The sequence below is a fragment of the Rhabdothermincola salaria genome, from assembly GCF_021246445.1.
Classification (GTDB): Bacteria; Actinomycetota; Acidimicrobiia; order Acidimicrobiales; family Acidimicrobilacustridaceae; genus Rhabdothermincola_A; species Rhabdothermincola_A salaria.
Genome location: NZ_JAJQXW010000002.1, coordinates 205,383 through 230,157, shown reverse-complemented (window position 1 = coordinate 230,157; position 24,775 = coordinate 205,383). Strand labels below are relative to the sequence as shown.

Genomic DNA, 24,775 nt, shown 5'->3' with positions numbered 1-24,775 from the left:
GATCAGGGCGTTTCGGCGTCCTCCTGGTGTGCCGCTGGCTCGAAGACGAACCCCGCGTAGTCCGTGGCTGCATCGGCGAGGCGTTGGTAGTAGAGGGTGCCACCCAGGTACGCCGAGAACTGGCGGGGCTTCCCGGGGATGTTCGCGCCGGTCCACCAGGAGTCGGTACGAGGGAACAGCGTTGCGTCTGCGATCGCGGACACTTCGGCTCCCCAGGCCGTTTCCATCTCGGGCTTGGGCTCGGCAGCTCCCAGCCCCTGTTCGCGCATGAACCGCACCAGCTCGGCGATCCAGTTGATCTGCCGCTCCGCACCGAGCGGCATGTTGTAGAAGACACCGGGAGAACCGGGCCCGTGGATCATGAACAGGTTCGGGAACTCGGCGAGCGAGAGACCGAGGTAGTTGTGGAACCCTTCGTTCCACCGGTGCTTCAGGCTCAGCCCGCTGCGTCCCTTGGGGTTCAGGCGCAGCATCGAGCCGCTGATGGCGTCGAAGCCGGTCGCCAGCACGAGCAGGTCGACGGGGTGCTCGCCGGAGCGCGTGACGACGCTCGTCGGCGTGAAGCGCTCGATGGGGTCCTCGCGAAGGTCGACCAATGTGACGTTGTCGCGGTTGAAGGTCTCGTAGTAGCCGTTCTCCAGGATCGGCCGTTTGGTCATCACGAAGTACTCGGGCATCAGCTTCTGGGCTGTCGCCGGATCGTGCACGATCTCGCGGATCTTGTCTCGGACGAAGTCGGCCAGCGTGGCGTTCGCCTCCTCGTTCACCGCGATGTCGCTGTAGAGCTCGAGGAAGAACTTGAAGCCCCCGCGCTGCCACAGCTCCTCGTAGCGCGCCCGTCGCTGTTCAGGCGTGTCGTCGAGGGCGCTTCGCGGTGCTCGTGGCTCGAACGGGAAGCCTCCGCCGTTCGCGTGCATCAGCTCGCGCAGGGCGTCGAAGTTCTCTCTGGCGTCGGCCATCTCCTCGGGCGTGATCGGGCGGTTTCCAGCCGGGAAGGCGTACTGCGCCGTGCGCTGCAGCACCGTGACGTGGTCCGCCTCGCGCGCGATCTCGGGGATCGACTGGATCCCTGAAGAGCCGGTTCCGATGACGGCGACGCGCTTGTTCCTGAACGACACCGGCTCGTGGGGCCAGCGCCCCGTGTGGTGCACCTCGCCCGCGAAGTCGTTGATCCCGGGGATGTCGGGCATGTTCGGCGTCGAGAGCGCTCCCACGGCGCAGAGCAGGAACTGGGCGGTGGCGGACACGCCGGTGCTGGTCTCCACCGTCCAACGCTGCGCCGCTTCGTCGTACCGGGCGTCCTCCACCCACGTCTCGAACTGGATGTCGCGCCGCAGGTCGAACCGATCGGCCACATGCTCGAGATACTCGAGCACAGCAGATTGCTCAGACTGGGTCTCGGCCCAATCCCACTCCATGAGTTCGTTTGCGAACGTGTAGCCGTAGAAGGGGCTGCCCGGTCCATCGACCCGTGCACCCGGATAGCGGTTGTACCACCAGGTGCCACCGATGTCGCTCGCGCCGTCGTACACGCGCACCGACAAGCCCGCCTCCCGCAGATGGTGCAGGGCGTACATCCCGCTCACACCCGCTCCGATGACGATGACGTCGTAGTTCTCGATCGATCCGCCCGTTCGCCGAGGCAGGCCTTCGCTCGTCATTCGTGTCTCCTCGCCATGAGGCATGGATGTCAGCGCAAGGCGCTGCTCCGCGGCCGAAGCTCTGCGACCGTACCCCCTCGTCGGCACGGGCGAGACGGCGACCGCGATCGCTGAGAGCTAAGAGATGGCGCTACGTCGAGCGAACCAGATGTCGCCGTGCACCGTGAACGATCTCTGGATGCTGCGCCCGCGGACCGAGTCGAACCCCACGACGACCCGGATCTCCCACACCCCCGGAGAACGCTCACGGACCGAACCGGTACCCCGGCTCGAACGTGTCCTCGGTCGGTCGGCATCCCCATATGTCGTGGTCATCCCTACAGCTACAGGGATTCCTATAGGGATGGCGCCTGATGCTCGCTCGAACTGGGTGTGGCGCGCTCGGAGGGACTCGAACCCCCAACCTTCTGATCCGTAGAGCCTTCATAGGGCTATCCGGGCCTATGCGGGTGTATAGGCTTCAACAGTCTGACCAGGGGAAATGCCCGGTCTCGCGTCGGGTGTCCCGGCCCTTCGCGGGTTGCTGAACCGGCGAGGGTTGCTACCTCTGCTGCTACCTGGCCTGACTCTCTGCCTCAACCAATGTGGATGCTGATGGAGATCGCGGCGCCCCGAAAAGGAGCTGCTCAGCGGGTCGACGGGGACGTTGGACGGCAAGAAGTGGCTCGCCAGCTCGATCCGGGGCCAGGTCACGCCTCGCTCTCCCCGGTCAGTAGTCTTGTCCCACTCAGGTCGGAGTTCTGGACCTCCACCCTGCGCGGGGTGATCTTCGACTGGCTCCGGCCCGGGCGCGGTGCCCTGCGTTCAGCTGCCTGGGGCATTCGACCGCACGCGGATGCGAAGGCCCGAATCAGTTCGGACTCAAGCTGCTCCGGTTCAGTGTCGGCATCGGTAAGTTGCTAGATCCTCCGCCGGCCTTGGTGTCTGACGTTCGGGTTCGCTAAGCGGCTCGGAGGGCTCGCTTCACGGCTGGGTGGCCCAGTCAGGCCAGTCCTTGTGAATCTCCGCGTCATCCCAGTCGGGGAGATCCGCGTTCCAGGGGTGATCGACTGGCAGTCCCACCCGGTCATCTTGGGCCCACGTTCGGAATCGAGGTGGGAGCATCACATCAACTTCGGTGGTCGGCATCTCTAGGAGGTCCCACCGGTGTTCGTAGCGAGCGAAGATCCAAGCCTCGGAGCGGCTTCCGGTGATCGATGTGTTGCGCTGACCCTTGGGAACCGTGGGATTGGTTAGCCATTCCATGTGGCGGATCCACACCCCAGCGGCGACATGGTCACGGGGAACAACGAAGGCTCGAGGGGCATCCCAAGCCACGTCGGCGAGTGCAACGAGCACGTACCACTCGTTGTCCGAACGGGCTGGAACACATCCTTTCGCTCCGGTCATGAACTTCGGGTTTTTGGAGTGGCTGGCGGTCTTGACTTGAACTTCGACCAGGCGCCCGGTCGCCGTGTGGACGGCGAGTATGTCCGTCCGCTCGAGTCCGTCCCGGGTCAGCGCTCCGGCCCATCCAAGTCGTGCGAGCGCGCCACACACCCAGTGCTCTCCTGCCGACTTCACCAGCTTGGAGTCCGTCATCGCCCGATGTTGGCATGCCGGATCCAGGGGACAGTGTTCCGAGTTGGGAGCGGTCGCCGGGGAGGCGTAGGCGCACGTGGTGCGCGCTAGAGCTTGGTTGCGGCAGCTGCTCCGCTGACGAGCTTTGCCCACCGGCGCTGTTTCCTGCCCCATGCCGTCAGAGGCGAGGAAACCAAAGACTCACGGTCTAGAATTCTGCTGTGGCAAAGCGTGGTGATGGCGAAGGAACCGTGTTCAAGATGGGGGACGGGCGCTGGAGGGCTCAGAGTCCCTACTACGAGACGGCGGACGGGAGACGGCGGCGCAAGACGTTCCACGGCCGGACGCGGGCCGAGGCGCAGGCCAAGCTGGCGGCCTTCCTCAAGGCTCAGGCCGATGGCGCCGGGCAGTACGACCCCGACGTCACGGTGGCGCAACTGGCCGAGCCCTATCTGCGACATCGGGTACACAACGCCCGCCTGGCCCCCAAGACGAAGGCGGGCTACGAGGACATCCTGGGTCGCTACGTTCTGCCGTTGTGGGGCCCCCGGAAGCTGGCGTCACTGAAGGCGCGTGACGTCGAGGCCGGACTGATCACCATGGCCGAGAGGGGTCTCGCCAAGGACACGATCCGCCTCGCTAAGGGTTCTCTCGGCCGGCTGTGTGCGTTTGCTGTCGATCAGGAGATCATTCCGCGCAACCCCGTCGAGAGGGCTCACATGCCCGACGCCAAACCTCGGCGTACCCGTCGGGCCATGACGGCTGCTGAGGTGGAGACGCTCCTCGACCATGTACGGGGGACCCGGCTGTATGCCCCCATCATCTTCGGGGCGACGACCGGGGTGCGGCCGGGCGAGCTGTTGGCTCTTCGTTGGGCCGACGTCGTGCTCGATGGGGATCGACCGTCGTTCAGGATCCTGAAGTCGAAGACCGACGCTGGCCGCCGCCAGGTGGGTCTCATCCCCCGAACCGTCGAGGCACTTCGGCAGCATCGAACAGAGCAGGACCTGCGGAGGGGATACCTCGACGAGGCTTGGCAGGACCTCGATCTCGTTTTCCCATCGGAGATCGGCACCCCGTGGTGTCAGGACAACCACCGACGGCTGTTCACCAAGGCGTGTCGAGAGGCTGGCATCGGCCAATGGTCGCCCCACGAGTTGCGGCACACCTGCGCCACGCTGCTCATGGAGGGTGACGTCTCTCTGCAGTTCGTCGCCCAGGTACTGGGCCATTCCAGCGTTGCGATCACCTACGACGTCTACGGCCACCTCCAGTTGCCACCCGTCCAGGTCTTCGAGGCGATGAACAAGCAACTAGGAGGTCGGACATGAACAAGATCGCCTCGCCCGTCTTCGGAGAGCTGCCGTCGCTGCTGACGGTCAAGGAGGTGGCGGAACTCCTCCGAGTCACCGAGGTCACGGTCTACCGGCAGCTCACCGCCGGGAAGCTGGAGAGGATCAAGGTGGGGGGCAGGACATTGATCCGCGCCAAGGACTTAGACGCTCTCGTGGCCGGCGAGGCCAGCGATGGTCGAGGCCATACCTAGGGGGCATGTCGCTGGTCTGCACTCAGGACTGGCCACCGGGCTTCTTCTTCCTCCCGCGCGTGACCGTGCCGGAGAGCAGGTTCTCCAGACGCAAGAGAGCGCGCTTCATCTCCGCGGTGGTGATGCCAGAGAGCTGCCCGAGGTCGTCGAGCTCGATGCCCATGGGGTCCTCTGGCTCCGGTGCGCTGCTGTCCACCACAGCGCGAAGTGACTCGGTGAGGCGCAGAGCTCTCTTCTTGGCGCTCTCGACTCGGTCTTGTTCAGCGGGATCCGCGAGCCACTTCGCTGGCCAGTAGTCGGTGCCTACCTTGAGTCTGCTCCTGACGACGGCTTTGGCCTTGACGCCGAGCGGTCGCTGGCCGTCGGCGAGGTCTCCGTCGCTGCGGTGAAGAGAGAAGACCTCAGCTACGGCGCCGACCGTGTCCGGGGGGAGCCCTCCCGTCGGATCGGCATCCTTGTCAGTACTGCGCATGTCGATGAAGAGCACCTCCTCGACCGGGGTCTCGGTGAGGACCCAAACGGCCAGGGGTTCCCTCGTCTCTTCGCGAACCTCCGGACAGGTGACGACGACTCCAGCGACATGCTCGCCTGCCGCAGCGGCTTCTCGCGGCTTCTCGCGCACGCACTCGTTTCTTGCGTTGTAGCCGAGGGTCGCGAGAGGAAGTGCGATCACAGCGGTGCCCTCGGGCCGGAGCCACTCGATGCTGCGGGACAGCCATCGGCTGGCGAGCCACATCCCCGTTCCTGGTTCGGCGACGACACGGTCGAAGGCTCCGGCGAGGCCGTCGCCGTCACCGAGGGAGTCACCTGCGGGGCCCGGGGTTCCGAGGTCGTGTGGCAGGCCCCGCATTGTGAGTCGTGCACGGCAGATGGTCCAGGCCTGGACGTCGAGGTCACGGCCGACCAGTTCGATCGTCTGCTTGCCCTTGTGCATGGTGCGTTGGGCTGCGGCGATGAGGGTGTTGCCCTGTCCGCACGCAGGGTCGAGGAGGCGCATGCCGGGTTGGATGTCGGCGATCTCGACGAGGAGCTGGGTGAGTTGCTCAGGGGAGGACCTGGATACCTTCAGCGAGGCACCCGACAGCTGGGTGAACGACTGGTCGATCGTCTCTGCGAATGGTTCCCGAGGATCTTGTGGACCGTTCGCCAGGAAACTCCAGACCCCCCAGATCTCTCGGACGACACCGCCGCTCTCGGTGGTGGAGGACAGTCCCTCGACCGCTGCCTGGTCCGGGTCGTCGCGAAGCACCGCTGCGGCCGGGCCGGGATAGCGCCCGGTGAGGAGCGGCTCGACGAACCGGGGCTCGTAGGCCAACGCGGCGTCGGCGCTGACGGGCCGATCCGAGTCCTGGCGAGCGGCCCGGTAGGCGCGTTTGAGGTCGTCTAGCAGTGCGCTGGGCCGATCGGTGCCGACCGTCTCGTCGAAGGTGCGGAGGGCATCGGCGATGGCCCGTTCGCTTCGTACCAGTGCGGTTCCTGCCACGAGTAAACGCGTGGCATCGACGCCGTGGCGACGAGCGCAGAGCTCGACGCTGCGTTCGAGCGCCCACTCATGCATGTAGCGGGCGATGGCCTGGGGGTCCTCGGGCGAGCGGACCTGGTCGAAGACGGGGCGACCGGTGGAGTCGTCGGGTTTGGAGCGAGTTTCCCGGCTCCTGCGCTCGTCTTCGGCCTGCATCTCCGAGCGCAACCACCCCGCCAGGTCGGTCAGCCGGTACAGGGGACTCGACGAGGCCGCATTGGTGGGCTGAGGAAAGTCCCTCGATCGGCGACTTCGGGCCAACAGCAATTTCGGATCCCCCGACACCAGCCGACAGAACGTGGGAAGCGACACACTCTCATCGCCGTAGTGGCGAACGAGGTCGTCGAGTTCGATGCCGGCCATTGCCTCACCCTATGTGCGCGTTCATCGAGCGTCACGCTCTCCGAAATCCCTCTGGCACGTCTGGCGCCGCCAGAACGTGCACCGGTCCAACCCTCCTGCCAACAAGGTCGGCGGGAGGTACAAGCTCGGCACGTTCCCGCACGCGGTGAGTGCCGCCCGTCGATACGACAGCGGCGGCACTTGTACTGCACGGGAGGAGGGCCGAGCCCACTCCCCTTGGACCGAAGGGTGGGGGCACCCGGGTCTGGGGGCGAGGTCAGTTTCGGGGTGTCATCCCGGGGTAGTCAGGGGCGGGCTCCCAGTTGGGCGACACCTTCTGGATCTCTTCGATCTGCTCCTGGCGGGTGAGGTACCCACCGTCGTCTCCTACTCCGAGGGTGAGCCAGGTGCTCACCACAAGGCCGAGCAATCCCCCGACCAACAGGAGCCCTCCGGCCAGCACGAACACCCAGGTGGGGAGTGAGTACTTCAGCCGCACGTTGGCCGGGGCCCTGTGCCAGTTCACCAGGCGGGCGGTGATGATGATGAAGCAGGCCGAGAGGGCCAGCTTCCAGGCGATCCAGGGGAGGCTGGCGGGCCACCAGAGCAGGAAGAGCATCCCCACGGGGAACACAGTGAACCCGTAGAGGAAGAGGGCCGTGGTGAAGTTGACGCCCTTCTTGGCGGCCCACTGGGTGTCGGCGCCTGCGGAGGCTTCCTTCTTGGCGATGCCGTAGCCCACGGCACCCATGACCGCTCCCATCGCCGCCTGGCTCTTGGCGCTGGGGAGGAGCCCTGCTGGTGCTTCTCCACTTGGGTTCCTGCTCATCTCGGCTCTCCTTTGGGTCTGTGGTCTCTCTGTGCTCCCTGACAGACGTGGGCCTCTAGGAGCGCTCCTCCTGTGACGAGGTGTGGTGCTCCGCGCCCTTCATCGCCCCGTAGGCGGCAGCGGCCTCGGAGATGAACGGCGTCACGAACAGCGCCGCCTTGTCTTTGGCGGGGGCGTCGGAGAGGACAGCGAGGGCGACGGCCGAGGCGGTTGAAGCCGCCAGGATGGCGTCGGCGTACGGGTTCTCCCTCTGCGGCAGCACCTCGGTTGGCTTGAACAGTCCGTCGATGAGTTCAGCGATCTTCCTCATGACTCCACGTTAACTCCGGCGGTCAGATCCAGCAAGAAATTTCTGGAGTGCAACGCAATCGAATCCTTGACAAGATACTTGTGCGCACGGATGATGCGGGTGCGGAGTTTCCGTGGAGTCACTCTCAAAGGAGCCGGCGATGGGTGCATGGGATTCGGGGCAGGATCCGGCGGCGGCAGCCGAAGGCGTGGTGCGGGAGATCGCGTTGCGCGAGCAGGCGATCGCCATTCGTCGTCGGCGGTTGCTGCTGGCGCTGTACGACCTGGGGGTGCTGGATCTGGTCGGCCGGGACTGGGTGCAGGTGGTCGACGACGGTGTGGTGTTTGCCACGCTGAGCGACACCCAGGTCGACCGGCTGGTGTGCCGGTTGGAGGACATCGCCGAGGGCCGCCCGGATCCGCTGCCGTGCCCGGGTCCGGGGCAGATGGGCCTCGACTTCAACCCGGTGCCTGGCCCGGTGCAGCTCGGGGTGTCCACCGGCGTGCATCCGGGGGTGTTCCGATGACCGATCTCGACATCCGCGTGGAACGCGAAGAACTACACACCGTGGCCAGCCTGGCCGCCGCCGTGGTGCCCAACGAGATCGACGGTGACGGAGTATTCGTCACCGTCGCAGACGGGCGCCGGGCCTGGTGGGGCGAGTCCGGTGACGTGACCTGGTGCTACCTCGGCGGCCCCGGCGGTGAGTGCGACGACCCGGTGTTGGTCCCGGCTCGCCTGTTGTGGTCCTGCGCCGAGCTGTGCGCGGAGTCCGCCACCGACGAGTGCCGCATTTCTGCGGTGGCCGACGGGGCGGCCCTGGTTGGCGCCGGCGAGGGCTTCACGGTCCTCGTCGACGCCCAGAACGCCTCAGAGGGCGTCTTTCCCACGTTCCCCACCGACTTCGAGGCCACCGTCACGGTGGACAGGCGCCAGTTGGCCCGAATCCTGCGACGGGCGCTCAACGTCCCCGTCGGACTCGACCCGGCGACGGCCCGCCCCGCAGTGGCGATCGTGGTCGAACCGGGCTCGCTGGCCTGCACGGTGGACTGGGGCGACACTCGCACCCTGCGGGCCACGTTCAACGTGCCCGTCAACACCGACGACGCGGTCGCTTTCGAGGTCGCCGCTGAGGAACTCCACGATCTGTTGTCCGCCGTCGACGGCGACGACGACGTCCTTCTCGGGGTGCGGCCTGGGGCGCAGGGGCCGCTGACGGTGGCCGTTGGCGACCTCACCGCCTGGGTCCCGGTCCGGCCGACGGCCGTGCAGCGTTTCCGCGACGGGCTCGGGCAGTGCCTCGCCGACGCCACCCGTTCACGTTGCTACGTGCTCGACGAGGGGATCTTCGTGGTCGAGCTCGACGGGCGCGAGGTGCGCGTCGAGTTGCACGACGACGGACTGCCGGTCCTGCGGGCCACCACATTGGTGGTCCGCGACGTGGCCGCGACCAAAGAGCTGCTCGCGCAGTTGAACGACACCAACGCCGGGCTCTGCGGAATCCGGTTGTGGTGGAGCGACGGTGACGTGATCGCCGGGGTCGACATCCCGCAGTCCCAGCTCGACGAGCTCGCCGAGACGCTGTGGCGGTTCCGCACTCAGCTGACGGGCTTCGAAGTGTTCCTCTCGGCTCTCGGGGAGGTGGCGTGATGGTCATCAACGCTGCCATCGATCGTCTCTGGGGTGCCGGTGACATCGACGCCGTGTTCGGTCATCACGACCGCACCGTGGTGCCGTGGCCCACCGCCCCCCGCAAGAAGCACGACCCCCGAGTCGACCCGGATCTGGTGCACCGGGTGCTCGCCGGGCCGCCCACCCTCGCCGACATCGACCCCCGGGATCTCTACGCCTCCCAGCCATGGGTGGTGCGCCAACACGTCGCCTACTACCTGACCGGCCGCTGGGAACGCACCGGCACCACCTCGGCCGACGTGTGGTCGGCGTTCAACCGCTACCCGGTCGTGCACATCGACGCCCAGGGCCGCCACATCCTCTTCGGTGGCCACCACCGTTCCATGGCCGCTCTGCTCGAAGGCCGACCGCTGCGGGCCCGGGTCCGCCGCCTCAGTCCCGACCAGCCCCTCGCCGTATTGCCTCACCTGCTCGTCGGCTCGACCACACCGTTCCTGGCGTTGCACACCGCCGACCACCGCACCGCGGCCGCCGCCGTCAGCGCTGGCAGCACCGTGCTCGTCCCCACCGTGACAACAGCCCGCCGCGTACTGCGAGCCCTCGAACTGGCCCCCGCCCTGGTCGCCGACCGGCTCCGCCACATCGCCCCATCGCCGAAGGTGGCGGCATGAACAGCCCCGCGGAGCAGACCCCGAGCTGTGAGTCGTTCCGGGCCGGCCATCGGGTCCACTGGGTCCAGGGCATGAGGACATTCCGTGACCCCGACGCCCGATGGCTCCCCGCCCGGATCCTCGGGATCGACCACGACGGCTGGTTCGACCTGGAGATCGACGGCGAGGTGACCAGGTGGTGGACCCACGACCCGCAACGCCTCGCCGACCAAGCAGCGAAACACAATGGTCAGTGCGAGGCCCAAGCCCGCTACAGCATCATCCGGTGCTTCGGGCCCTACATCAGCGTCGCCCGCACCCCGACCCCCTGTGTGTTCGAACCGCCCACCGGTGACCCCATGACGGATCTGGAGACCCACGGAGGCTTCAGCATCTCGGGCGCGGATCTCGCCCGCTCCTCGACGACCACCACGCAGCCACCAGCCGAACACGACGCCGAGGAGGCCCCATGAGCGATGACCACGTCCCGATGCCTTCTCCCACATCGGCGCCCGAGGGCATCACCCCTGGTTTCACGATCCGGATCGTGTGGGCCGACGAGGACCTCGACCCGCTCGACGTCACAGCCGGCGAGCTCGACGCCGTGGCCCATCGCATCCGACAAGAGGACCTGGTCGTCGAGGAACTGCTCACCGACCATCGCGTTCCCGGCGAGGTCCTCACCGCCATCGCTGTGTTCGCCAGCGCCGATGCCGAGGACTGGGTCACCCTCAACGGCTGCCCCCTCGACGCGAGACCGGCGATCGGTGGGGCCTGGGCCTATGTGCCGGAGAACCCCGACGACCTCGACGCCGTGGAGGTCGCCTCTGCATCGGCGGCGTGGCTTCCGGGCGGACCGTGCGAGTTCAGCCAACGCGAGACGATCTACCGGGTCGACGGCTACTACTGGGTGCGCACCCGCGGTGACATGGACAACGGCACGACCGTCATCGGTGACCTCGGATCCGAACAAGCCAGCGTCGCGGCCGCCGTCGAAGCCTCGGCCTACTTCAGCTTCGACGACGACGGCCGCATCGGCAGTTCGCTCGACGACATCCCCGACCCCTATGACGACGATCTCCCGTGGGAAACCGGCGCAGGGCGGTTACCGACCGCCCTCATGGTCGATGCCGCCGTGAACGTCTATGACCAGCAACGACTCGCCGACGCGGTGGAACGCCTGATCCCCGAAGAGTCTGGGTTTCGGCGCCGGACCACGAGCCTGGCGGCCGATGACGCGATCGCCGGTCCTGAGGGTGAGATGTGGCCCACCACCAGTCCAGCAGCGATGCTCGAACTGGCGGTTCGCTTCCTCCCCCAGGTGGCCGGGATCGACGTGTCGACGTGGCAGCCCGTCGTTCGCCTACAGGAGGTCGAGGGCTGGGTGGGTGTCCATGACATCCGCATGACCATCGACGGCCTCGAACCCGAAACGGTCACCGCCCTGTCCGTCGGCGACGACCCGGCCAGCTCGCCACTCGCCACCCACCTGGCGGCCCTCGACGGCGTCGGCCTGCTCCGGATCACCAGCCACTCGGTATGACGAACCGGGGCCGTTCCCTGCTCCACTACTCAGGGGTGAACCGGCGAGCTGCGCACCTGAGAGCGCTACCCCCGCCCCATGTGAACGGGCAACTAAAGGGTGGGGGGTGCGCTGGGGGGAGGTTCGGTGATCGCCCAGGGTGAGCCCATATGCCCGGTGGCGACGAAGCCTCCGCATCTTCGTGGTGCTTGCAGCTGCGGTGAAGTACTCGGAAGCCTTGCCGCTGCTACCTGCGTTGCTACCTGTGGACCGGACCGGTGCGGACCGGCGGGATGTGCAGTGCGTTGACCTGGTGGTTTGTCGCCGCTACCGGTGGGCGTGGCGCTCGAACCTTCTGACTTGCCATCAGATGCCGGCCTGGGTCGGTGGGCTCGCAGGCGCCAACGACGACCGAAGAGGAAGTGTCGGTCACGGTCCGGTGGCGCCCGAATCGGTAGCTTTGTGTTGCGGCAACTAGGGGGAAGCGTGAGGAAGGCGGAGCATTGAACACGGCGGTGTGCCACAGCTGCGGGGCAGTGCTCGACGGGCAGTTCTGCGGGGAGTGCGGAGCGGACAACACCAGCGTCCGGCGCTCTGCTTTGCCGGCAGCGCCGGCCCCCCCTGTCGCCGGGACTCCGGTGGCCGGAACTGACGACGTCGGTTCTGCGCCTAGAGCAGCGGTTCAGGCGCCGGACGCCCAGCCCGTCGTCGCACCACCCACGGAGGACCTCGCCGACGTCGGGGGCGTGTTCGCGTTCGGCTGGGCTTCGCTGGTCCGCCGCTTGAACGATTGGGTCGTCACCATCCTCCTGGCGGCGCTGTTGGTCGGCGCTCTGGTAGCGGCGTCGTCGGTCTACAACGCGGCGATTACCCGCACGGAGGGATCCGGCTTCTTCGATGTGGAGGTCAAGGACCGTATACCGGTGATCGAGGTGCTCCTCATCGTTGCGGCAGTCGTGATCGGCATCTGGATCCGGTACGCGTTCGTGCGCACGGCGCTGTTCGTCGCACGAGGAGAGGACGCTTCTGTGGTCCGGGTGTGGAACCCGACACGGATCGGTCCTTTCGCCGTCCTCGACATCGTGTTGAGCGCCGTCTGGATCGGAAGCTGGCTGCTTCCCTTCGCCGGTCCGCTGCTGTGGGTTGCCGTCACCCTCTACGCCCCGTTCTTGGTCATGGACCGCCGAGGCTCCGGGATCACGTCGCTGTGGACGTCGATGACGTTGACCAGCCGGCACCGGTGGTTCATCCCGCAACTGGTCCTGACGACGATCGGAGCGTTCATTCTCGCCGGGGCGTTCGGTGCGGCAACCCTGGTGTGGAACCTCGGAGGAGGATCGCTCAGCGAGGACCTCCGCAACTTGGCCAGCAATAGTGCGGTCGTCGCTGCTCTGGCGTTCTTGGCTGTAGCCGCTGCGGTCATCATGACCGCAGCGGCAGGTGCCTACCGCTCGATCGCCGACGCCAGTTCGAGCCGTTCGTGACCACACGAACCTGTCCGGCCTGCGGCACCGACGTCGACCGGCGGTTCTGCCCGCAGTGCGGCACCGAGGTGCAACCCGACGCTGCGGCCACCTCAGCAGGCACGTCCCAGCCGCCACGACGCCGGCTTCTTTTCATCGCTCTGGGCGCCGTGGTACTCGTCGCTGCGGTTGTCGCCGTCGCTGTCGTCGTGGCGGCCGGTTCGGACGGCCGCCAGGACTCCGTCGCTGCTCCCACCCCGGAGGCACCCACGACGGGGCCGCCAACGGCCTCGACGGCACCCTCGACCGCCACCGACGATCTCATGGCCGAGGCGATCGCCGCTTGGCCGGCAACGGCCGCTGGTCTCAGCGGTCCCATCGTCGAAGGGGAGATCTTCACCGCCGACGGTGTACCGACCCAAGTCACCGGCGAAGGCCAGACACAGACCCCCGACGGGTTGCCCGGCGAGGGACTCATCACCATATGGACTTACACCGAAGGCGAGTGGCAGCAGGCGGTTTCGTATGCCTCGCAGAACCGGACCACCAAGATCCGCAGCCTCGACGTCACGGGTGACGAAATTCCGGATGTCATCGTCGAAGGGGTCGTCAACGAGTTCAGGTCGTTCGTGTTCTCCAACCACCCCGGGTCGTGGCAACTCATCCCCTTCGCTGACGAACCGGGCTTCATGGTGTCCATCGGTCCAGCAGAGGCAGGCAACGGGCTCGTTCTGAGCTATCGCGGCTGCGATCCCGACTGTGCGAGCGGCGGGCGGATCGAGGAGACGTGGACCTACGACCCGCCCAGCGCCACCTTCGTTGCGCCCTCGACCTCGGCATCCCCCTCGGAGGCGGGGGGCGAGGTGCCCCGGGTTGAGGGTGACGTCGTGGACCGCGATGGCTATCGGTGGCACTACGAGGTCTACCTCGACGAGCCGAAAGTCTACGGATTCACCCCACCGGGCTGCCCCACAACCCACCCCGGACCAGGGCGGGTCAACTACCCCTTTGCCCTTCTCTGGACCAACACCGGCGACCGGGTCGGCAGCCCACCTGGCTTGATCATTTCGACGAACATCTCCCCCGACGGCAGCACGGTGTACCCGGTCACCGACGACTGGCCGTCGATGGGCTATGCGCGTCTTGGCAGCGTGGAGACCTCGGCAAGGGGCTACTGCGTGGTCATTGACGGGGTGCCCGTCGGCGGCGACGAAGTGCGGCCCGGCATGCAGACGGGATTCCTGGGTGGCCTGGTCAACGCCCCCGAACAGCTCCCGCCCGGTGTGCAGCTCATCTTCGAGTTCGGCATGCGCGACGCACCCACATTCACCGTCCCACTCAGCTAGCAGAGACCCTCGACATGGTGATGTTCTCGAACCGATCCGGGTCGTGGCACTTCGTCCCCTTCGTCGAACCGGGCTTCATGGTGTTTCAGGGTTCAGCAGAGGCAGGCAACGGGGCTCGTACTGAGCAACTGCGGTCACGAGCCTCAATGCGCGACCGGCGGTCGCATCGAGGGACCTGGACCAACCACCCGCCCTCCGGCACCTTTGTGGCCCCGAACTGAGAAAGGTCTCACGTGAACGAACCTCGGAACTGCCCGAACTGCCAGTCGCGAGTCACCAGCCGCTTCTGCCCGAACTGCGGAACGGACACCAACCTGGGCCAGAAGACCGAGCCACTGACCCAAGAGGCTGCAGGCCCTGAGACCGGACCAAGTGGATCGACTCGAAAGGCGCTCTTGGTGGGCGCGCTCGGGACCTTGGCGGTGGTGGTGGTGGTGGTCGCAGCGGTGCTTGTCACCCGGGACGGCGACCGCGCAGCAGAGCAAAACCTCGCGACCGTCGAACGAGAGAGCACCACGACCGATCCTTCGACAACGACCAGCACCAGCACCACGCTCGCATCGACGACCACAACCACCGTGGCACCAACCACGTCGCTGCCGCCCGCACCCGAGATCCTTGGGTCACCAGGCGAATGGGGCATGGACTACCCAAGTCCGCTGACATGCGCCGACGTCGGTGCCTTCATGGAGACGCTCAACACCGAAGGATTCGCCGACGCGTCCGCAGCCGTAACCGGCCAAGGTATTTGGCTGGCCATCGACCGCCCATCGCTCTCCGCCGACGTCTGGTTGCCGTACGGGCCGAACCGGTCGCTCGTCTACATCAGAGGCGGGATGGTGATCAGCCGGGGGGAACCGTCGAGTGACAAGTTCCCGGCACTCAGCGGCTTCGACGACTACGCAACCGCTGATGTTGTCGCCGGTGACGTCACTTCATGCCAGGTCGGGAGGGTTGTTGGCTGACCTGCTCTTCCGCAGTGGCCGCTTGGGGAAGTCCGGCGGCGACCCGCCGAAATGTCGATGGAACCCGACAACACTGAACCGCCATGGCATCTCGTCAACCGCTTCTCGGCCACCTCGCCTCCCACGCCGCTCTGGCCAGCCAAGGTGAACGTCTCTGCACCGTCGGTCTCGCCCACGTTCTCGGTGACCCGCTTGTTCAGGAGCGGTTCGCCCGATGGATTGTCGACGAGGGGGATGTCCCCCCGCTCGGCGCCCTGACCTGGCGTGCCGAGGCGTTTCACGCGTCTGCAGGATTCGTGGATGTCGAAGGCCGACGTGACCGGACCCCCGTCGTGATGATCGAGGGGAAGCTTTCGGCGCCCTTCGGGGACGGCCAGCTCGCCGCCTACGCCCGAGTACTCGCCGCTGTCGGCGATCACGACCGGGCTCTTCTCGCCCTCGTCCCGCACCGGTCGGCACCGGCCGCCAGGGAGATTCTCGCCGCTGCGGTGCCCGACCCGCCGGCGAAGATGGCCGTCAGCGTCGTCACGTGGGAGTCGTTGTTTGCGGCCCTAGACGGCGAGGGGCGCACCGCCGACGTCGATCAGCTGCAGGCCTTGTACGAGGCACTCCGTGGTAAGTACCTCCAACCGCTGAGCGGCGCCGAGCTCGCCGAGTGGAGACAAATTCGGGTGACACTCGAAGCAATCGCCGACCAGGTGACGTTGCAGCTGCGCCCCGGACAGCGTCCGAACCCGTCGGGGCGTGAGGACGGCGAGGATGACGAGGTCGGCTTCTGGTACCGATACATCTCTAGAGACACCCCCGAAAAGGGCGTGTCTCTCGCAGTTGTCGTGCGACCGACAGCCGGTTCCAGGTCCGCCCCTATGTGGGTCAGATACTCGACGCGCACCCCGTCCTACCCGTCGATCGTCGCCAACTTGGAGGCGTCAGATTGCTACGGACCCCAACTCGCCCGCTGGGCTGGTGCCCTCTGGGTGCCGCTCGAGGTACCGGCCGAGACAGAGGCGGCCGAGATGATCTCCACTGTGGCCGAGCAGGTCGCCGCCATCGATGCCGCCGCACAAGGCATCTGAGGCTTTCGCGATGGTCAGTCATAAGCACCGGGTCGTCTCCCGGAGGGCCGTCAGGCCCGCAGCCTCGCAGCAGGTGTGACACAGCAGCGGCGCCCGGGCTCAGCGGCTCTGATGGCGGGGTCGTTCTCGGGCCGGCTGGCCTTCTCCGACGCACCCGTCGAAGGCGGGGGGCTCGTAGCGCCTCTATGGCCTGCGGCGTCCGGACGGTGGCAGGGCTGGGTCGCCGCCTGCTGCTACCCGGGAGGCGCCGGCCATTAGAGCAGCCCAGGGCTCCTGGGAGCGCTTGGTGATCGTTGCCAGCGACGGCGCACCATCCAGGCCCTTCGCCCATCCCCCGTAGGCATGCATCGTAGGTCGGTGACCCTCACGTTCACACGCGGCCACGAACTGCCTGAGGACTCTCCCTATGTCCTCGTCGGTTAAACGGCGCTCGCGGCGGGGTGTCGTCGCCGGACTACCACCTGCCGCCACCCGGGCAGTACCCCACGACCCGAACCGCACTACCAGCAGCTCGGAGGACGGGGGCCGGCTGGCTCGCCACCGGTCGTAGGCGACCATCGACACTTCCGTCCCCAGCTCAGCAATGGCCTCACGGAGCCGGTCAAGGAGTTCGCCTCGGCCCAGGCGACCTCGATAGTGACGCCCGAGCAACTGATCATGGCGTCGCTCCCACACGGCAAGATCACCCCACACCGATCTGAACCAGTTCGTGGACCTCAGCGTCTCGGGTGCTGTGAGCCCACGCAGGCGGACGTCCTCTTCGGTGATCTGACCGGCGACGAGCTGTTGGACCCTCTGGTAGCTCACACCGAGATGAACACCGATGCGGGATAGCGGCAAGCCGGTTCGGTAGAGGCGCACGGCGCGGCGCCGAGGTTCATCAGCGCTCGCTCGCGGACGGCCATGCTCCGGTCCCGAAGAGATCACGCAGCCATCATCGGTCAGGAAGAGCAGATCGGCCCGTCGCAGCGTTTTGGCCCACAACCTTTTGCCCGGGACAGGACCACTTGGCCAGCTGTGGTCGGAGGGTCCGACAGGAGGGTGCCTTCAGCGCCGGCGGTGCTGTACGCGATGGCGGGTGAAAGTAATTTATGGACCATCACGATCGCAATTTCATGCATCAGCGGTACAGTACGTCTCCCCGGCGGGAAGGGAACCGCGTCCGTGGATGTGGCGGATCTCCTTCTTGATCGTCGCCCAGGCCGGGTGGACCACTCGTAGTAGCTCGACCTCGGGACATTCACGAGCTCGCACAGCCGCTTCACCGGGAACTCACCCGCATGCTCGGAGACGAACCTGCGGCTCAACTGTTCGTCTCCCGAGCGAAATAGACGGCTGCCTTCCGCAGGGTCTCGCGGTCCATCCGCAGGTCCTTGTTCTCCTTGCGCAGCCGCTCGAGCTCGGCCCGCTCATCTGGGTCGAGCGCACCAGGTTCTTCTTCGGCCTCGACCGCATTCACCGACGCGGCCAACGACCTGTCGCTGATGCCAAGCGAGCTACCTCGACCCGAGGCCGGTCCGAGGTGCGGTACAGCTCGACCGCTTCACGTCGGAACTCCTCGGGGTACTTCGCTGGACGACCCATCCGGGTCTCCTTCCCTGGGACAACTCCCAGGACCAGGTGTCCAGAAAACCGGGTCAACTCCACCGAGCTGTTCTCATCCGGCCAGGCCCCCTAGTACCGCTGCTTGATCCAGCCGTTCTCGCACCTAGGGGTGGGTCGCGAACGCAATAGCGGCGTGAGCACGGCACCCAAATATCCACCCCGCGCTTAACCCCACAATTGCGGAGCGAGCGGCTCACCGCCGTGTGCACATCGACTGATATCGCAGCCCTTACCCTGGGACTTCAAGCTGGCCTTCGCGGCAGATTATGGTTGTCATCGACTGTCCGAGCGCATCTCTGTACCTCTCGGCATCACGCGGTGGAATCGGCGCGACGTAGCAGGTGACGGTGTCTCCGAGTTCGAATCCACCGGCGGCACCGAGCCCACGCACCAGCTTGACGACGAGCGCCGGGATAGGCCCCGTCGAGACGGTGTCGTAACGCGAGTCAGCTTCGCGTTCGGCGATGTCGAGCGCGTCATCGATCAGCACGCGACCGTCGAACCACGCACGAATCTCCTGCCCGGCTTTGAGGGCCCGTGCCAGCTCGTCCGTGCCATCCGACTTGCCGGCCACAAAGAGGTACTCGCCGGGTCCGTCGTGGTGAGAGATGCGCAGTTCGGCCGCCGCTCGCACCGCCGGCTGGTAGAGCTCTCCAAGCTCGTCCACCAATCCCATGGCCGCTGTCCACCAGTCATCGGTCGCACCTGCGAAGTATGAACTCGTGTACTCCATGCGCGATCTCCTTTGTCCGATCCCTCTTGCGATGCCGCGCTGAGGAGAATACGTGGTTAAGGGGGCTCGTCTGTCAATGGCCAGTGGGACCTGCCCGTTGGCGGACAGTGGTTCTGCCCGGTGGTGGCCAATAGAGCTGCCCGGGTCATCGGGCGAGGGGCTTCACCCCCTTGCCGGTGGTGGCATGGGTGAGGCGGATCGAGAGTCGCCGGTGGTCATGACGACGTGGGCGTGGTGAAAGAGCCGGTCGACGGTGGCGTTGGCGATGGTTTTGGGCATGAGCTCGTCGAACCCGGCGGGGTGCAGGTTGGATAACAGGGCGATGACGCGCCGTTCGTAGGCGGCGTCGACGACGCGGTAGAGCGCTTCGGCGGTTTCGGTCGTGACGGGCAGCAGGCCGATGTCGTCGATGTAGATGAGGTCGGCGCGCATGATCTTGCGGATGACTCGGTCGGTGGTGTCGTCGGCGCGGTGGCGGCGGAACAGCGCGCCGAACGACTCGAGGGAGAACCATGCGACGTGGGCGCCGGCGTCGACGGCTGCGTGGCCGAGCGCTTCGACGAGGTGGGACCTGCCGGTGCCCGAGGGGCCGCACACGACGAGGTTCTCGTGGTTCCCGATCCACTCGAGCGTCGCCTGGGATCTGGTCCGTGACATCCGGCTGCTCGACGAACGTCTCACCACGATCGCCGAGCGGATGACCGCTGCTCTTGAGGAGCACCAGAGCTCCCTGGTCGAGGTCGATGGCATCGGTCCGGTTCTCGGGGTGCGCATCATCGGCCGTACCGGCCGGCCGTCGCGGTTTCGCAGCGCGGACGCGTTCGCCAGCTATGCCGGCGTGGCCCCGATCGAAGTGACCAGCGGCGAACGCGTTACCCGTCGGCTCTCTCGCAGCGGAGACCGCCAACTCAACTCCGCGCTCCACCTCGTGGCCGTGACCCAGGTGAGGACGCGCACGAGCGTCGGTCGCCCGTTCTTCGACCGCAAGATCGCCGAGGGCAAGACGCGCAACGAGGCAATGCGATGTCTGAAGCGGCGCCTCGCCGCCCACGTGTGGCGACGATGCACGCCGACGAACGCGCTCGACGATCAGGACCGAGAGAACCGGCGATCGCTGCTTGACAGCAACACAGAGGCACCCCGGATTCTTGGGGACTCGTCGCTGCGTTAGTGGCGGTTGTCCCGACGTCCGTCGTGGCGAAGAACCGCGAGGGCAAGTGAGTACGTTGGAGCACATGGGGTTGCGGCGCCAGGATCGGGAGCTTGCAGCTCACAGCCTGCGGCGGATCCTCGACGCTGTCGGTGATCGGCAGCTGTGACCGCCGACACGCCACAGGAGAAGCGGCTGGTGCGGCGGATCGAGGGAGCGCTCGCCGCCCTTGACGCATCGCTCGGGAAGAACGTCAGTCGGGGGCCGTAGTCGGACGGCGCACCGGGTCGTCGTCGATGGGAAGTGGCCCGTCGTCCGACGCGTCGGGCCCTTCCGCTTGCTGGATGTGCCGTTGGATTGCCTCTGAGAGGACCTTGGCGGCCTCCCCGGATGCATCTTCTCCGTGAGATGGACGGACTAGTGCGAGCGGGCGCCTAGCCATGGTCAGCACCTCCCCATGTGTCTGAACGTTGGTGTGTCGGCGGCAGATTCGTCTTGCCTCTAGTGAGAGGCAACGCCGAGGCTCGGAGTTGGTAGTCCTCTAGGTCGGCGTGGTCGTACATCTGGATTACTTCGGGCCGCATCTCGACCATGGAGTAGATCGGTGATCGCGTCGGGCTCGACTGCCGCCTGCCAACGACCATCAAAGCGCACTTGCACGGAGTCGCGGCCGAACATCAGGAGAGTGAAGACCTCATCTTCGTTGTCGACCAGCGCATATGTCGCCGGCATTCGCTGTAGGGCCCCGTCGAGGAGTTCACGGTGAGGGGCAGCGGCCCCGAGTAGGCGAGCAGTGGGCCGTCGCCTTCCTCGATCGAGCGCAGACTCACCAAGCTCGTGGTTCCTCTCACAACGCCATCGAGGCGACCAGCGTTAACCATCGGACTGTCGAGAGGGATGCGTCGCATGAAGTAGCCGTCCGATACAAGGAGCATCGGCGACTCGTCGAGGTAGCTCGGCTCGAACTCGGCGAACTGGAACACCCGGGAGTCCGGGTCCTCCCCAGCTCGCACGATCGTGACGACTGGGTATTCGAACCTCACGGCCTCTCTTTCGGGGCGGCTCATCACGAGGGGGCCCTTCGTTCCTGTTCCTCGTTCCGAAGGCAGATCTTGCGGACCGTTGCTGGGTACCACCGCCTACCGCCTTGGGCTGTGGGAACGCCCCGATCGTTCAGCGCCTCAGCGATCGCTCGATAGCTGAGGCCCTGCGAGCGGAGGCTGAGAATTTCAGCGGTGACCTCGGGCGCGAGGGTCACGGGCCGCCCGAGCTTTACGCCCTCCGAGCGCCTCACGGCCAGAGCGCCCTTTGTGCGCTGGCCGATCAGCTTCCGCTCGAACTGGGCGAAGTTCGCCATGATGTTGATGATCAGGTCGCCAGACTGCGTCGACGTATCGACTCCAATATCAAGAGGCCCTATAAGTCTTTGGATGAAATGTTCGCCCCTTTTGATGAAAGACATACGTCTCATCCGAGAGATCTGAAAGCGCAGCTAGACCTTGAATACTCGTTCCGCCCAGGCTGATGCCTACGACTGATCGGATGTAGACGCCCTGTTTGCGGAGCGATTGCAGGGGCCCCATTAAGGCTCTCGGTCCAGACCGCTTCACCCAGGCCGAGACTATGTCTAGCTCGGCAAAGCTGTCGGTCTCCAGGGAGAGTATGTAGTCCCGCAGATCGAAGCCCGTCGGATACGGCTGATGGACGAATTCGAACCCCGCGGCTGGAGCCTGCCATCTGTGCCCCGACTAGCGGGGGATACTCCACCGGCGGCCAAGGCCGCTGCGCCTTAAACAGGGCCAGGCGAAGGTAGCGGATCGGTGTCGATGGCCCTCGGGGAATGACTTGGACTCGGACACGAACTCACCGGGCTGGTCTTGTACGAGCTTGTCGAGTGCGGTGAGGTGCTCGTCCCAGAGATCGGCCAGGCCGTCGGGTGGTCGGGTCGGGCACCTGAATACCTGACCCCGGAGGGGATTCACGTGCGAAGGGCCTGCACCTACTTCGGAAAATTGTGGCGCGTATGGCCCCTGCTGTTGGACGCCGGCCACCTCGTCGGGCGGCGGCCGGCGAAACTCGATCGCTTTGGCGGAGATGAGCACGGGCTCACGCGGCCGCCTCCGTGCCGACCTCGACGCTGTCGACGAGCCGATCGAGCGCTAGTCGCCAAGCGGGATATGCGGGTTCGAGACTCTCGAGCGTTCGCTCATTCTCATCGTGAGCGACGACCCATCCCGACTCCGCCAGGGCGTTGTAGAACGCAACGCCGCCGGGCCACTTCAGCCGGTAGAAACTGAGGTCGACCGCTCCCATCCAGGAGACGAATGCGCCGTCGATGCCATCTGCGAGCACCGGTGCCTGGATCTCCATCTGGTCGACCAATCGCCGGTCGCTGCGCCCATCGACGATGACCTCGACGTTGCTTGCGGCAACGTCCCCGGCCAGGCAGCCCGTAGCGTGGGCGACGGCTCTTCTTGCTTCGATCTCGAAGTGCGGCGCGCAGGCCGCCTCCCAGAGGCGCGCGCCGATTTCCACGGCGTTGATCGGCTCGATCGTCGAGGGGCGCTTGTTGGTGAGGACCGCTGCGGACTCGAGGTGCGGTGCGGTCATTTGCCAGCACGGACTGCAGACTGCGCTCCGAACAACGTCCCGAAGCCGTTGGTAGAGGGGACTGGTGACGGTTGGGATGCTCGTCCACACGTCGGTAATACTTGCGGCGACCACCGGCTCGAACTGCTGGGCGTCGAATCGTTCTACGACGAGGGCCTGGTGCTCGTCGTCGAGCCTGTCGAGGTAGCCATCGATTTCGTTGTGGCCCCACAGGAGCTCCCAGAGCCGTAGTCGCTCCTCGATCAGGTCGGGGCCGTGATCCTCGTCCTTGGTGGCGATCCACCAGCAGACCCAGTTAAGGATGATGAGGTTGGGAACGACGATGCCGGGACCAGCGCCGTCTCGGAACCCGGGTTGTTCGAGCACAGTGAGGTTCCTGCGGACGAAGTTCCGAACGAGACGACGGTTTCTGGCCGCTGGGGACTGTCGCCTGACTTCCACCTGGTCCTCGTCGCCGTCATCCTCCTCGTCGGGGTCTGCGCCCTCGACTCCGGAGGCGACGTCGTGTGCTCCCTCTTCGTCGTCTGCGTCAGTCGGCTCTCGGTCATCCGAGTCGCCGACTTCTGCATCCTCTTCGTCGAGGAGCTTGCGAACGAGCTGTGACAACGCAGCGAGGTAATCGGCGAGGGCTGTTCCCGGAATCCCGAAGCCGGCAAGCCCTCCGTAGGCCTGGTATCGGGGATGGCGCTTGACGGCGGACCAGTCGATGTTCTCCCAGGCGATTGGCTCAGCCTGGTCTGCGTCTGACGATGGACGCCTGTCCTTCCCCCATCGGGCGACATTGTCTCCAACGAGGATCTCCTCCAATGCGGCCAAGGCTCGATCGAGATCGGGATCGTCGAGTTCGAGCAGCGCTGCGTGGCGTAGTCGGTCGGTGTCGACGCGGCGGTGGTCCTGCTCTCGAAGCCGGTCTACCTGGTATGGCACGGCGTGGGTCGGGGCGCCGTCGCCGATCCGCACGGTGACAACAGCGACGCTATTGATGGCTGCGATGTCCTCCTCCTCGAACAGGCGAGCGGTGAAGGCCCACCGGTCACCGCCTGTTGGCGAGACGGAGAGGTCGACCGATGCTGACCGCCCGTTGATCTCTACGACTACGTCCTCAGCGGCTACACATGGCGTCGCCATCGTCCAGGTGAGCGTGTCCCTGTCGAAGATGAGGTTGTGGACGGTTGGAGTGGCGCCTTCTTCTTGGCTGTTGTCTTCGGTGTCGTCGCGGATTTCGAGGTCGAGGTCGCCGGGATCGAGTGGGCCGCTCACGGTGACCACGTCGGCGGCGAGCAGGTGGTCGAAAGCCGATGGTGGCCCGGTGAGCAGTGATGCGATCTCGGTGTTGGCGCCTGGTTGATCGATCCAGAGAGCGACCTGGGAGCAGTTCGCCGAGCCGACGAGGCAGATGGACCGCGTCGCGGTCTTGGCCAGAAAGATCTTGGCGTGGAGGTAGGTGAGTTCGTGGTCTCCCTCGGCCGTGATGCTGTGCACTGAGCCTGACCTTCTGTCCATGACTCGTCGTAGCTGTGTCGGGTCGACCGAGCAGCGCCCGGGTTGTACGAGCACCCGCAGGCGTGAAGGGTGGAGCTCCGAGACCAGACGTTCGAGGGCGGAACAACGTTCGTCGTGGAAGGGAGCGACGACTGTGAGCTCTTCGACCGGTTCGCCAGCGATCGCTTCGACGAACTGCGTTCCGATAGGAACGTCGAGGTTGTGTCGAACCGGGCCAGCCGGGTTCGGCGGCGCATGCCACCAGTCGTAAGCGGACCAATACACCCCAACGCGATCGGCGATTACGCGATCGACTAGGGCCCGCTCGACGAGCGCATCCGTGAGTGAGCGGACCGCCGTGAACGCATCCAAGTCATCAGGCTGGTCTGGGGTCCACCGGTAGGGGACGAAGCACTCGCCTGCGCCTGCGTAGCCCTGGAGACTGAGGTTCCCCGAGCCGACGAGTAGGAGGCCGGCTTCGGGTCCTGCGAGAAGGATCGCCTTGGCGTGTGCGGCGTGGCGCAGGCGGATCGGTCCGGCCACCCAGGAGCGATTGAGGTGCCGAAGGGCTCCCGCGGTGGCCAGACCGCTCAGATGGTGGTCGAGCTGAGTTCCATCAGCGAGCACGATCTGGTTTCGGAAGCTACCGAAGTGTCGCCGAAGGACGCGCTCGTAGAACTCGAGGTCGGCCCCGAACGTCAGGATCAGCGCTTGTTCGTACGGGCCGGGAGCGAAGAGCTCCGGAATGCCGAGTCGGGGCGACGGGGAAGCAGCCGAGCGCCGTGCCATCTG

General features: G+C 66.1%; 22 protein-coding genes and 1 pseudogene. 12 read left to right on the top strand and 11 right to left on the bottom strand.

The genetic code is table 11. The features are described from left to right. Window positions 1-2: 2 nt before the first annotated feature. Together LUW87_RS10305 and LUW87_RS10300 are read right to left on the bottom strand one after the other, a co-directional pair. A complete protein-coding gene (locus tag LUW87_RS10305; RefSeq protein WP_232671086.1) occupies window positions 3-1,661 on the bottom strand; it encodes a flavin-containing monooxygenase in 1,659 nt (552 codons plus the stop codon). A 963-nt stretch (window positions 1,662-2,624) separates the two neighbouring features. Continuing rightward, the gene (locus LUW87_RS10300; RefSeq protein ID WP_232671085.1) at window positions 2,625-3,242 is read right to left on the bottom strand and encodes a hypothetical protein; all 618 of its coding nucleotides are present in this window, start codon (window positions 3,240-3,242) and stop codon (window positions 2,625-2,627) included. Between the two features lie 200 nt (window positions 3,243-3,442). Here LUW87_RS10300 and LUW87_RS19240 point away from each other — a divergent pair, with 200 nt between their 5' ends. Together LUW87_RS19240 and LUW87_RS10290 are read left to right on the top strand one after the other, a co-directional pair. Then, entirely contained in the window at window positions 3,443-4,552 is a 1,110-nt protein-coding gene (locus LUW87_RS19240) for a site-specific integrase (protein ID WP_232671084.1), read from the top strand. Further along, a complete protein-coding gene (locus tag LUW87_RS10290) occupies window positions 4,549-4,767 on the top strand; it encodes a helix-turn-helix domain-containing protein (protein WP_232671083.1) in 219 nt (72 codons plus the stop codon). Before LUW87_RS19240 ends, LUW87_RS10290 begins: the two co-directional genes overlap by 4 nt. Window positions 4,768-4,789: 22 nt before the next feature. On the opposite strand, the gene LUW87_RS10285 is transcribed toward LUW87_RS10290, so the two are convergent. The 3 genes from LUW87_RS10285 to LUW87_RS10275 all read right to left on the bottom strand — a co-directional run bounded on the left by LUW87_RS10285 (window position 4,790) and on the right by LUW87_RS10275 (window position 7,770). Beyond that, window positions 4,790-6,652, bottom strand: coding sequence for an N-6 DNA methylase (locus tag LUW87_RS10285; RefSeq protein ID WP_232671082.1), 1,863 nt, complete (start codon window positions 6,650-6,652; stop codon window positions 4,790-4,792). A 256-nt stretch (window positions 6,653-6,908) separates the two neighbouring features. Then, window positions 6,909-7,460, bottom strand: a complete 552-nt coding sequence (locus tag LUW87_RS10280) for a hypothetical protein (protein WP_232671081.1) — start codon at window positions 7,458-7,460, stop codon at window positions 6,909-6,911. Between the two features lie 55 nt (window positions 7,461-7,515). Then, a complete protein-coding gene (locus LUW87_RS10275) occupies window positions 7,516-7,770 on the bottom strand; it encodes a hypothetical protein (RefSeq protein ID WP_232671080.1) in 255 nt (84 codons plus the stop codon). Window positions 7,771-7,909: 139 nt separating this feature from the next. Between LUW87_RS10275 and LUW87_RS10270 the strand changes: the two genes are divergently transcribed. From LUW87_RS10270 to LUW87_RS10230, 9 genes are all read left to right on the top strand, one after another. Then, window positions 7,910-8,275 (top strand): hypothetical protein, encoded by a 366-nt coding sequence (locus LUW87_RS10270; RefSeq protein ID WP_232671079.1) that lies wholly within the window; start codon window positions 7,910-7,912, stop codon window positions 8,273-8,275. Next, entirely contained in the window at window positions 8,272-9,399 is a 1,128-nt protein-coding gene (locus LUW87_RS10265) for a hypothetical protein (RefSeq protein ID WP_232671078.1), read from the top strand. The genes LUW87_RS10270 and LUW87_RS10265 overlap by 4 nt, the downstream gene beginning before the upstream one ends. Continuing rightward, entirely contained in the window at window positions 9,399-10,052 is a 654-nt protein-coding gene (locus LUW87_RS10260) for a hypothetical protein (RefSeq protein WP_232671077.1), read from the top strand. Before LUW87_RS10265 ends, LUW87_RS10260 begins: the two co-directional genes overlap by 1 nt. Next, window positions 10,049-10,504: a hypothetical protein gene (locus LUW87_RS10255; RefSeq protein ID WP_232671076.1), complete on the top strand. Its 456-nt coding sequence runs from the start codon at window positions 10,049-10,051 to the stop codon at window positions 10,502-10,504. Before LUW87_RS10260 ends, LUW87_RS10255 begins: the two co-directional genes overlap by 4 nt. Then, window positions 10,501-11,574: a hypothetical protein gene (locus tag LUW87_RS10250; RefSeq protein WP_232671075.1), complete on the top strand. Its 1,074-nt coding sequence runs from the start codon at window positions 10,501-10,503 to the stop codon at window positions 11,572-11,574. The genes LUW87_RS10255 and LUW87_RS10250 overlap by 4 nt, the downstream gene beginning before the upstream one ends. Before the next feature lie 725 nt (window positions 11,575-12,299). Then, window positions 12,300-13,037 carry a hypothetical protein gene (locus tag LUW87_RS10245; RefSeq protein WP_232671074.1) on the top strand — a complete coding sequence of 246 codons (738 nt, stop codon included), beginning with the start codon at window positions 12,300-12,302 and terminating at the stop codon, window positions 13,035-13,037. After that, complete coding sequence (locus LUW87_RS10240; RefSeq protein ID WP_232671073.1) at window positions 13,034-14,362, top strand: zinc ribbon domain-containing protein; 1,329 nt, start codon at window positions 13,034-13,036, stop codon at window positions 14,360-14,362. Before LUW87_RS10245 ends, LUW87_RS10240 begins: the two co-directional genes overlap by 4 nt. A 398-nt stretch (window positions 14,363-14,760) precedes the next feature. Then, window positions 14,761-15,327, top strand: a complete 567-nt coding sequence (locus LUW87_RS10235) for a hypothetical protein (protein WP_232671072.1) — start codon at window positions 14,761-14,763, stop codon at window positions 15,325-15,327. An 83-nt stretch (window positions 15,328-15,410) separates the two neighbouring features. Beyond that, a complete protein-coding gene (locus LUW87_RS10230) occupies window positions 15,411-16,403 on the top strand; it encodes a hypothetical protein (protein ID WP_232671071.1) in 993 nt (330 codons plus the stop codon). Window positions 16,404-17,706: 1,303 nt separating this feature from the next. On the opposite strand, the gene LUW87_RS10225 is transcribed toward LUW87_RS10230, so the two are convergent. The 3 genes and pseudogenes from LUW87_RS10225 to LUW87_RS10215 all read right to left on the bottom strand — a co-directional run. Then, window positions 17,707-17,874 (bottom strand): hypothetical protein, encoded by a 168-nt coding sequence (locus LUW87_RS10225; protein ID WP_232671070.1) that lies wholly within the window; start codon window positions 17,872-17,874, stop codon window positions 17,707-17,709. Between the two features lie 363 nt (window positions 17,875-18,237). Further along, window positions 18,238-18,741 (bottom strand): hypothetical protein, encoded by a 504-nt coding sequence (locus tag LUW87_RS10220; RefSeq protein ID WP_232671069.1) that lies wholly within the window; start codon window positions 18,739-18,741, stop codon window positions 18,238-18,240. 145 nt (window positions 18,742-18,886) lie between these two features. Next, window positions 18,887-19,374, bottom strand: a pseudogene (locus LUW87_RS10215) (ATP-binding protein); the annotation flags it as partial. A gap of 64 nt (window positions 19,375-19,438) precedes the next feature. Here LUW87_RS10215 and LUW87_RS10210 point away from each other — a divergent pair. Continuing rightward, window positions 19,439-19,912, top strand: coding sequence for a transposase (locus LUW87_RS10210; protein ID WP_232671068.1), 474 nt, complete (start codon window positions 19,439-19,441; stop codon window positions 19,910-19,912). 656 nt (window positions 19,913-20,568) lie between these two features. Here LUW87_RS10210 and LUW87_RS10205 read toward each other — a convergent pair. From LUW87_RS10205 to LUW87_RS10195, 3 genes are all read right to left on the bottom strand, one after another. Next, window positions 20,569-20,958, bottom strand: coding sequence for a hypothetical protein (locus tag LUW87_RS10205; RefSeq protein ID WP_232671067.1), 390 nt, complete (start codon window positions 20,956-20,958; stop codon window positions 20,569-20,571). Continuing rightward, entirely contained in the window at window positions 20,958-21,353 is a 396-nt protein-coding gene (locus LUW87_RS10200; protein ID WP_232671066.1) for a recombinase family protein, read from the bottom strand. Before LUW87_RS10200 ends, LUW87_RS10205 begins: the two co-directional genes overlap by 1 nt. 644 nt (window positions 21,354-21,997) lie before the next feature. Continuing rightward, complete coding sequence (locus tag LUW87_RS10195; RefSeq protein WP_232671065.1) at window positions 21,998-24,772, bottom strand: phospholipase D family protein; 2,775 nt, start codon at window positions 24,770-24,772, stop codon at window positions 21,998-22,000. Window positions 24,773-24,775 lie beyond the last annotated feature (3 nt).

Coding starts and splice junctions, on each gene's coding strand:
- LUW87_RS10305 (WP_232671086.1), bottom strand. CDS start 1,661: ATGACGAGCGAAGGCCTGCCTCGGCGAACGGGCGGATCGATCGAGAAC.
- LUW87_RS10300 (WP_232671085.1), bottom strand. CDS start 3,242: ATGACGGACTCCAAGCTGGTGAAGTCGGCAGGAGAGCACTGGGTGTGT.
- LUW87_RS10290 (WP_232671083.1), top strand. CDS start 4,549: ATGAACAAGATCGCCTCGCCCGTCTTCGGAGAGCTGCCGTCGCTGCTG.
- LUW87_RS10285 (WP_232671082.1), bottom strand. CDS start 6,652: ATGGCCGGCATCGAACTCGACGACCTCGTTCGCCACTACGGCGATGAG.
- LUW87_RS10280 (WP_232671081.1), bottom strand. CDS start 7,460: ATGAGCAGGAACCCAAGTGGAGAAGCACCAGCAGGGCTCCTCCCCAGC.
- LUW87_RS10275 (WP_232671080.1), bottom strand. CDS start 7,770: ATGAGGAAGATCGCTGAACTCATCGACGGACTGTTCAAGCCAACCGAG.
- LUW87_RS10270 (WP_232671079.1), top strand. CDS start 7,910: ATGGGTGCATGGGATTCGGGGCAGGATCCGGCGGCGGCAGCCGAAGGC.
- LUW87_RS10265 (WP_232671078.1), top strand. CDS start 8,272: ATGACCGATCTCGACATCCGCGTGGAACGCGAAGAACTACACACCGTG.
- LUW87_RS10260 (WP_232671077.1), top strand. CDS start 9,399: ATGGTCATCAACGCTGCCATCGATCGTCTCTGGGGTGCCGGTGACATC.
- LUW87_RS10255 (WP_232671076.1), top strand. CDS start 10,049: ATGAACAGCCCCGCGGAGCAGACCCCGAGCTGTGAGTCGTTCCGGGCC.
- LUW87_RS10250 (WP_232671075.1), top strand. CDS start 10,501: ATGAGCGATGACCACGTCCCGATGCCTTCTCCCACATCGGCGCCCGAG.
- LUW87_RS10230 (WP_232671071.1), top strand. CDS start 15,411: ATGGCATCTCGTCAACCGCTTCTCGGCCACCTCGCCTCCCACGCCGCT.
- LUW87_RS10220 (WP_232671069.1), bottom strand. CDS start 18,741: ATGGAGTACACGAGTTCATACTTCGCAGGTGCGACCGATGACTGGTGG.
- LUW87_RS10210 (WP_232671068.1), top strand. CDS start 19,439: ATGACCGCTGCTCTTGAGGAGCACCAGAGCTCCCTGGTCGAGGTCGAT.
- LUW87_RS10205 (WP_232671067.1), bottom strand. CDS start 20,958: ATGAGCCGCCCCGAAAGAGAGGCCGTGAGGTTCGAATACCCAGTCGTC.
- LUW87_RS10200 (WP_232671066.1), bottom strand. CDS start 21,353: ATGTCTTTCATCAAAAGGGGCGAACATTTCATCCAAAGACTTATAGGG.
- LUW87_RS10195 (WP_232671065.1), bottom strand. CDS start 24,772: ATGGCACGGCGCTCGGCTGCTTCCCCGTCGCCCCGACTCGGCATTCCG.